The organism is Nocardia pseudovaccinii (genome assembly GCF_050942345.1).
GTDB lineage: Bacteria > Actinomycetota > Actinomycetes > Mycobacteriales > Mycobacteriaceae > Nocardia > Nocardia pseudovaccinii.
The window spans coordinates 6,306,491-6,314,488 of sequence record NZ_CP192074.1 but is presented as its reverse complement, the minus strand read 5'-3'; the positions used below and the strand labels follow the sequence as shown (position 1 = coordinate 6,314,488).

Annotated in this window: 8 protein-coding genes; 6 read left to right on the top strand and 2 right to left on the bottom strand. The window is 63.3% G+C overall.

From position 1 onward, the window contains the following. Positions 1-57: 57 nt before the first annotated feature. The gene (locus ACQPZ2_RS28545) at positions 58-324 is read right to left on the bottom strand and encodes a hypothetical protein (RefSeq protein ID WP_433521283.1); all 267 of its coding nucleotides are present in this window, start codon (positions 322-324) and stop codon (positions 58-60) included. On the opposite strand from ACQPZ2_RS28545, the gene ACQPZ2_RS28540 reads away from it, so the two are divergent. From ACQPZ2_RS28540 to ACQPZ2_RS28515, 6 genes are all read left to right on the top strand, one after another. Continuing rightward, on the top strand, positions 235-1,056 hold the full coding sequence (locus ACQPZ2_RS28540) for a hypothetical protein (protein ID WP_433521282.1): 822 nt from the start codon (positions 235-237) through the stop codon (positions 1,054-1,056). The two genes, ACQPZ2_RS28545 and ACQPZ2_RS28540, sit on opposite strands and share 90 nt — an antisense overlap. A gap of 507 nt (positions 1,057-1,563) precedes the next feature. Then, the gene (locus ACQPZ2_RS28535) at positions 1,564-2,631 is read left to right on the top strand and encodes a hypothetical protein (RefSeq protein WP_433521281.1); all 1,068 of its coding nucleotides are present in this window, start codon (positions 1,564-1,566) and stop codon (positions 2,629-2,631) included. Positions 2,632-3,420: 789 nt separating this feature from the next. Next, positions 3,421-4,164 carry an SAM-dependent methyltransferase gene (locus ACQPZ2_RS28530; RefSeq protein WP_433521280.1) on the top strand — a complete coding sequence of 248 codons (744 nt, stop codon included), beginning with the start codon at positions 3,421-3,423 and terminating at the stop codon, positions 4,162-4,164. A gap of 107 nt (positions 4,165-4,271) precedes the next feature. Further along, the gene (locus ACQPZ2_RS28525) at positions 4,272-4,754 is read left to right on the top strand and encodes a hypothetical protein (RefSeq protein ID WP_433521279.1); all 483 of its coding nucleotides are present in this window, start codon (positions 4,272-4,274) and stop codon (positions 4,752-4,754) included. Positions 4,755-4,769: 15 nt separating this feature from the next. After that, on the top strand, positions 4,770-5,507 hold the full coding sequence (locus ACQPZ2_RS28520; RefSeq protein ID WP_433521278.1) for an ABC transporter ATP-binding protein: 738 nt from the start codon (positions 4,770-4,772) through the stop codon (positions 5,505-5,507). Further along, positions 5,504-6,343, top strand: a complete 840-nt coding sequence (locus ACQPZ2_RS28515) for an ABC transporter permease (protein ID WP_433521277.1) — start codon at positions 5,504-5,506, stop codon at positions 6,341-6,343. Before ACQPZ2_RS28520 ends, ACQPZ2_RS28515 begins: the two co-directional genes overlap by 4 nt. A 135-nt stretch (positions 6,344-6,478) precedes the next feature. Here the strand turns inward: ACQPZ2_RS28515 and ACQPZ2_RS28510 are convergent, their stop codons facing one another. Further along, positions 6,479-7,792: a cytochrome P450 gene (locus ACQPZ2_RS28510; protein WP_433521276.1), complete on the bottom strand. Its 1,314-nt coding sequence runs from the start codon at positions 7,790-7,792 to the stop codon at positions 6,479-6,481. Positions 7,793-7,998: the final 206 nt, after the last annotated feature.

The following is a 7,998-nucleotide window of genomic DNA, read 5'->3' as shown; positions in this document are numbered from 1 at the left end:
AGGCAGCCCGCGGCCCGCATCAGCGGCACGACTAACACCGCCACTCCCGGAAGCTGGTCAACGACCGCCTATGCCCGAGGTCCCTCGGTGGCTAATGTGCTGTGGGCCGTCGCATTCGATGTCGTCGGTGTCTTCTGTTTCACAGCCCGAAGTCGTCGTAGCCGAGCGTTGGATCGATGATCGGGTCCGGCTCGTATTCCAGTGCAGCAATTCAGTTGGTGTGCAGCCTTTTCCGTGAGTCGCCGCGGCGTGGCTCGCTGCGGCGGCGACCGCCATGGCACCGACGATCGCTTCCGGGTGCCGATGGGTGACCTCGGCGGACAACGCGGCCTGCGCTGCGGCTCGGGGCAGGTCGCCTGTTCGGTATACACCCAAGTCCGCGGCCGCGCCCGTATCGATCGAGACGCCCTCGCAGCCACCTTCGCCGATCGCTGCGAACCCTATCGCGGCTACGGCGGCGGCACAGTCGTTGTGCTGCACGAGATCCGCGACGGACGCCCCTGGAACGAAGCAGCAGGCGCTGCTTTCGGCGGACGCGGATCATGGGAAACGGGGCCGCGATGCGGGTCGCCCCACTCGGGGCGTACTTCGCTGGACATTGCTCGTCAATCCGAGCCGGTCGAGGTGATCTTCGACTACCTGCAGTCGGCAGACACCGACGAGGATCGTGCGCAGCTGCAGGCGCGCGCACATCGAGCGGCAGCTGTCGGCGAACCCTGGTTCAGCTACTTCACTCCTGACGACATCGCCGCACAGTTGCGCGCGCTCGGCTTCACCGACGTCGAAGACCACTCCGCTGCGGACCTCATTGCTGGGTACCTCAATGGATCCGCGGAATTCGAGGGCGAACCACCCCAGGCACTGCGCCCGGTCCGCAACTACGGGCGAGCCGCTGAGGATTTCCCCGAGGTGACCCTACTTGTCAGTTTGTGCACCGAGTGTGCTCAGCGACAGGGCGACTTTCATGTCGAGGCGGTTGGCAGTGGGAACGTTCCGCTCTACAAGCAGACCGACTACTACCAGCCCAAGCAGGACGACGACCCGCCGTCCGCCTAGGGCGAGACCGAAAACTACAGGCCCACAACCTGATCAGCTGGATTTCCCTGTGGCCATACCCCTCGGAACGACCCAGCTGATCCAGACCCGCACTCAGCTCGCCGATACGCCCACCGGCACCAGCGGCGAATGGAGCGGCGGCTGGACCGACATCTATCCGCCCGAGCCCCAAACCGGCTTGTTGTTCTACCCCGCGAATTTCGATCTGGCCCTGCCCGTGGCCGCGGGGGTTCCCGCGAGTGAGCATCGGCTACCGCTATCTGAATACGACGGAGCTCGGCCAGCCCGAGAAGGGTTGGGGCCGTCGCTTTTTCGATGCCTGCCGGGTGCCGAAGATCTTTTCGGCGGGTCCTCCGCAGGTCCGAAGGTTCCCAATCCATGGCGATGGCCCGGCGTGATGCTGCGTCGTTCCGGTGGCCGCCGGAATAGCGTGGGGAACGCCCACGTCTCGGGGGACGGCTGATATGCGACACTGACGCTGTGCAGCCCAAGCGTAGGATTCACTTCGTGGGCAGCTTGCCCGCACAGTTGGACAGTCCAGAGAAGGCAATGGCGTTCGCCGTCGACACAGCCGGTGAATTCCTGGACGGCATGGTTCCGGGCGGTGAAGCGGATCCATATCGCGCCCAGTGGTACGTCAGGCCCATCATCGACCGGCTCGGCAAGTTCCCGGCGCTGGCGCCTGTGCGCCGCGGTGATTGGTCGACGCTGCGTTCCCGCGACACCTTTCGGCTTCGGGCAGGCCGATCGCTGGGCGAAGCCGATATCGACGCCGCGCTCGGCTATGCGGAGGAGGCCGGGCGTGCCATGGACGCGTTGGTCGATATGCGCCGAACCGATCCCGGACTTCGTTTGCAGGTAGGCATACCGACGCCCTTTGTCATCGGTTTCATCGCCTTCGAGGCGCGGATGCTCATGTGGCGTCGAGGCTCGGCTGGCCGTGATGATCGAGGCTTCCCCTATTACCGCCCGATTGTCGACGCCACTGTCAGGGAGATCATCCGTATCCATGCGGCGTTGCGGGACAACGTCGTATTCCAACTCGAACTGCCAGCGGAGACGCTCATCTGCGCGGGGACACCTGCGGGCCTGCGGCAGGGCCCGGCCGCCGTGGCGGGTCGAGCGATCGCACGCCTCGTCGCACGGGCGCCCCATGATTCCCGTTTCGGTGTGCACTTGTGCTACGGGAGCCTCGACGACAAGCCGGTCGTGGCGCCGAGATCGACGGCCCCGGTCGTCGCGCTGGCCAACGCGATAGCGCGATACTGGCCTGCGGGGAGGCGTCTCGATTTCGTCCACCTGCCCATCGGCGACGGCAGACAGGCGCCGGTCCGAGCGCGGTACTACGCGCCCCTGGCAGGCCTCGAATTGCCTGCCACTACGCGTGTTATCGCCGGGCTCGCGCATCCGACGCAGCCGCTCGCGCAAGCACGACAGGGGTTGGCGGCGGCGGAGTCGGCCTACGGCGGCCTGTTGGACGTCGCGGCCCCATGCGGTCTGGGCCGCTATTCGACCGTCGAACGGGCGCGGTCCGCGGTAGAACACGCAGTCGCCTTGGCTGGAACAGATCTGTGAAACGGCCGGAACGAGCCGTGAATTGTGCTGCAACCGAAGGTTTGTCCCCATTCTTCCGTCAGAAACCACACGCAACTCCCTGGCGGTGCTCCACGCCGACCCGCCCGCCCTGCGGGCGAACTCGCGGACCTCGTCACGCAACTGCTGAACATGGAGCCAGACAGACGCCCCGTCGACTTCCGTCATCACGTCCGTGTTGAAGCGCATTGTTGGTCCGGTGACACCGCTACCCGGAAGGAGTTGCAGAACAACCGGCCGGACTCGAAACAGTGTGAGCCGTAGGGTATTTGGGCTCACCCAGTGGTCACGGCGGCGACCGTCGTCGTGGGTCTGAGCGGTCTCGGAGCCGACGGTGCGCCGGGCAAGATCGCGGATGCCCTCGGCCTCCGCAGTAAAGGCCCCGGTACTGGTACTGGCAGTACACGCCGACAGTGGCACGAACACCGGTGGCGACGAACTCTTCGACGGTGCCGCGTACACGTCCAAGCCCCACCAGCGACGGCGGTTGGGAGTAAGTGCTGGGTAGATGTCGTGGAGTGTTGGATTGTGTTGTGTCGGAGCATGGTTCGTCGATGGCTCGGATCGGGGGCGGCTCGGTCGGGCGGAGCAGCGCCTCGTTCGGGCAACGCATACTTCCACCACATCCGGGCGACAGATCTCTGGAGGAGCACCCGTCTGAGGGGTACCGATCGGCTACGGTTACACGCTACGGTTACACCTGTGGTCGAAGGAACTGAAGGGCCTGCGTCGGAGAACAACCGAACGCCTCAACCGTTCAACCCCGGTCTGGTGAACTCGGCCCGGGTGTATGACTACCTGTTGGGCGGAAAGGACAATCGCGAGATCGACCAGGACATGGCCGATCAAATGCTCTCTCGCGCACCCGAAATCAAGACCTTGGCCTGGTTCACCCGGAGTTTCATGCTCAAAGCGGTCGAGATGGCCGCGGAAGCCGGTATCCGTCAGTTCCTCGATCTCGGTTCGGGTATCCCGAGCTCGCCCAACGTGCACGAGGTGGCTCGGGAGATCGAGCCGTCGGCGCGGGTGGTGTATGTCGACTACGACCCGGTCGTGCACGCCCATTGCGACGCGCTGCTGGCCAAACCACGTGGTGTCACAGCACTTCTGGGCGACGTTCGTCGTCCCCACGACATCCTCGATCAGCTGAAGAACCACGCCTTGATCGATTTCAACGAGCCAGTGGCTATCACGCTCATCAGTGTGCTGCATTACGTGATGGACGACGAACACCCCGCCGAGATCATCGCCGCCTTCCGCGATCAGTTGGCCCCAGGCAGTTACCTGGCGATCAGTCATGGCTCCGTTGATTCCGCCCCAGAGATACTCCAGGTGCTCACCGGAACCAACAACACCTCAGCCCAAGTCGCCTTTCGGTCCACAGCACAGACGGAGGCATTCTTCGCCGGCTTCGAGTTGCTCGAACCTGGTGTGGTGCCGGTACAACAGTGGCTCCGCCCCGACTTGCCGGACACTCGAATGGTCATGCTCGGTGCCATCGGCCGCAAACCCTGAGGATCCGACATGAACACGAGTAATCTCGAACTCGCCAATTTATTGTTGGCCGCCTGCACATTTGAGCGTGCAGCAGGTGCTGTCCCAGTCGATCAGAGGATGAAATAATGAAGACCCTCAAAAATGTCGCTGGTGTCGTGTCGGCGATCATAACGGTCGCCGTGGCCACGACCGGCGCCTCGGTTGCCAATGCCCCTGTCGCCTCCGCCGATCCCGGCGAGTTCCTCATCACCCGGGAGGTCCCCACCCTGGACGATCTCGACGCCCAGGTCGCGTTCCTGATCGAAACACCCGCCTCCGACGAGGCCAAGGCGGCCAATATGGAAGGCGGCATGAGGGCGGTCGTGGTTGCGCGCACCCTCTACAACATCGGCTGGTACCGAGCTCCGCGCGGGTCGAATGAGGTCACCGGTCCCGAAACCCACAACGGCAACGTGCACACCGCTATGCTGCGCAGCAAGTCAGCGGGACAACCGGATCTGGTTGCGCGCGTGGTCTGGAAGCGTATCGATGGTGTCTGGAAGCTGTCCAACAGCTCCGTGTGCGAGGGCGTCAAGGCCGTTGGGCTGGCGATGGCCTGCGACTTCTGACCGGCTCCGAGCGCCGTGATCGACATCCGTGACCTCGCCCTGAGCTACCCAGGCGTCACCGTCCTCGAAGTCCCCGAACTGACCGTGGCAGACGGGGCACTCACCTACCTGATCGGTCTCAACGGGACCGGCAAGACCACGCTGCTGCGGTGTATCTGTGGCGTCATCGCGCCTGCCATCGGCACCGTCCGGGTCGACGGCACCCTCATCCGTGCCCATCACACCACACCGGCAACTCTCGGAATGCACCTGAACTACCGAGCTTTCGACCCCCGCCACTCCGCACGTCGGCACCTACGCTGGATCGCCCGCGCCCGTGGACTACCCACCGGCCGGGTCGGCGACGTCCTCGAGATCGTCGACCTCGTCCGGGTCGCCGATCGCCGGCTGGGGCACTATTCGCTCGGCATGCTCCAACGTGTCGGCATCGCCGCCGCATTGCTCTCCGAGCCGCGAACCCTGCTGCTCGACGAACCGCTCAACGGCCTCGACATCGCGGGCATCCGCTGGATACGCGAACTGCTGCGTCAGCTCGCCGATGCCGGGACCTGTGTCCTGGTTGCCACGCACCTGCTCGATGAGGTCGAACGCAACGCCGACCACATCGTCATCCTCGGGGACCGGCGCATTCTGGCCGACCAGCCGTTCGCCCACCTCATGAACACCCTGGGTCCTGGCGAGACCAGCCTGGAAGACGCCTACCTGCGAATCGCCGGCCTGCCAACCCATCTCACGTCCGGTGTGGCCCGATGAACAGTCCCGGTCCAGCCACCCTCATCCGCCGCGGCGTCGCCGCCGAATGGACCCGCACCGCCGGACGCAGCTTCCTGTGGACCGTCGCTGTCCCCCTCACCTTCGTGCTGCCGCTGGTCGTCACCTTCGCAATCGCCGCCGTCGCAGAACGACTCGCCGACCTCCCCGGACAGAGTTACGTAGCCACGGTCTCCACCACCAACTCCGTGTACTGGGTGATCACCTTGTCCGTGTCGGTCATGATGGTCACCACCGCCTACGCCCACGCCACCCAATGGCGCGGTCAGACAAGCGATCTCAATGCCTTCCTGTTTCCCCGGTCTTGGACGGTCGCGTTGGCGCGGTGGATCTACTACGGCGCCATCACGGCGATATCGATAACTGTTCTACTCGTCGTCGTCATGGTCGCGCTTCCACACCAGTTCCCCAAAATCTATGGGGCGGTGGACATCACCGATTCCGCCGGTATCCGGTTCCTCTGGACCGTCCCGAGCTACGCGTTCGCCGCATGCGGAGTGGGTGTCGCGGTCGGGTCACTGATCCGCACTCCGTCCGCCGCCGTCGCGGTCCTCCTGTTCTGGGTCTATGTAGCCGAGAACTCCATCAATCTGCTGCCCCATGGATACACCCTGCAGGCCTACGCCCCGTTCCTCAACGCCGTCGCCGCGACCGGCCAGGAAGTCGCCTTCCTCCCTCGCTTCGGCCGCACCGGATCTCTGCTCTACTTCATCCTCGTCGCCGTCACCCTCTTCGTCACCACAGCCGTCCTACCGATCCTCATTCGCCGGATGTCCGGACATCGCAGAACGACGCTCACCAAATCAGGCACAACCTGAGCCAAGTCCCACGAGCCCGGTGGCTACGGTGCCGATTGTTCGACCGAGGGCGCGCAGCGCGGTGATGAACGAGCCTCTGATGGCACCGAAGTCCGGAAATCCACTGCGGGGGCGTTACAGCTTTCGGCCGCGCGATTACTCGGAGACTGGATGAACCTCGAGCGGAAGCCTTCTCATCCCAGGGATCGGACCGAGAACTCGCGGGAGCTTCTTGGTGGTGACCGGCTGGAACTCCCACTTCGACAGCAGACTGTGGAGAGTCGTTTGCAGTGTCACCCAGGCAAAATTGTTACCGATGCACATCTGATTGCCCATGCTGAACGGAACGAAGCTCCTGCATTTCGACCCAGAGTTCGAAGGCGACCACCGATCGGGGTCGAAAGTGTTCGGCTCGGCAAAAATGTGCGGGTTGCGGTGAATAGCTGCAATGCTGTAGCCGATATTGGTCCCAGCGGGAAGTGTGAAACCGTCGAGTTCGACTGTGGTAACGCTGCGTCTGGTCTGCAGTAGTGGCGAATGGGTCCGCGTGACCTCGTTCAGGAACCGGTTCAGGTAGTCGAGTTGGTCGAGGCTTCGGGGGTTGAGTTCTTCTGCGGCGGAGATCTCGTGCTTCAGTTTCGAAGCTACCTCCGGACGCTGTGACAATTCGTGCAGAGCCCAGGTCAGCGTGGCGGTCGAGGCGTCGATCCCGCCGAAAAGAATGGTCACGGCCTGCTCTGCCAGGAACTTGTCACTACGGTGTTCGTCATCTGACGAATTCAGCAGGATATCGATCAGGTCGTTCCGGCGGTCACCGCTGACCCGGCGCGCGACGAGCAGCTCCCGGCAGTAGTCCCGCAGTTGCGTTCCAGCCGACAGGAATTTGCGGTTCACCGGCAATGGCAGGCTCGCCAGCTTCTTGGGCAGCACACTGCCTACTATGGCTCCTGCGCCTATGTCCGCGATCAGACCCGAGATGAGTTGTATTTCCTCGGTATCGGGTTCGTGCGAGAACATGGACTCGAGCAGGTTGGCGATCACCAACCCCAGCAATGCGGAACGGATCTCGACAATCTGGCCCGGCCGCCATGAACTCGCCAACGCATCCGCGTTACGCTTTATGATGTGCGCGTGGCTTTCCAACTGTGTTCGATGGAACGCTGGTTGCAGCAGACGACGAAGATCCCTGTGTTGCTGACCATCCGCGACGATCAGCGATTCCCCGAATATGAGACGGATGCGTTCGAAGAGGAGCCCTCGCTCGTACGCATCGGAGTTCTCTACCAACACCCTGTGGAGTAGTTCGAAATCGGTAATGACATAGACAACGAGATTGCCGATATCGACACGCGCTATTTTCCCGACGCTGGCCAGATCCACCATGAACTGGACTGGATCACGCCACATTTTCCAACCGTGTCCGAGAACCGGCAAACGTCCGGGCCCGCACGGGACGTCACGAAGATCCACTGCGTGTTGCCTTTCTCTCGGCAGGTTCGAGGCCAGAGACTTCGGGTGATCGGATCACAACCAAGACAGCAGCGATCCCACTTCTTCCCCGATGCCCGTCGGCGAGGTCGCTGAAAAACCGGTCCACACCGTCGACTGTGGTGGGGTCGGCTCGTGCCGAAAAGGCTTGTACTCCTGGTTGTTCTATCACGACAACCGTCTCCCTC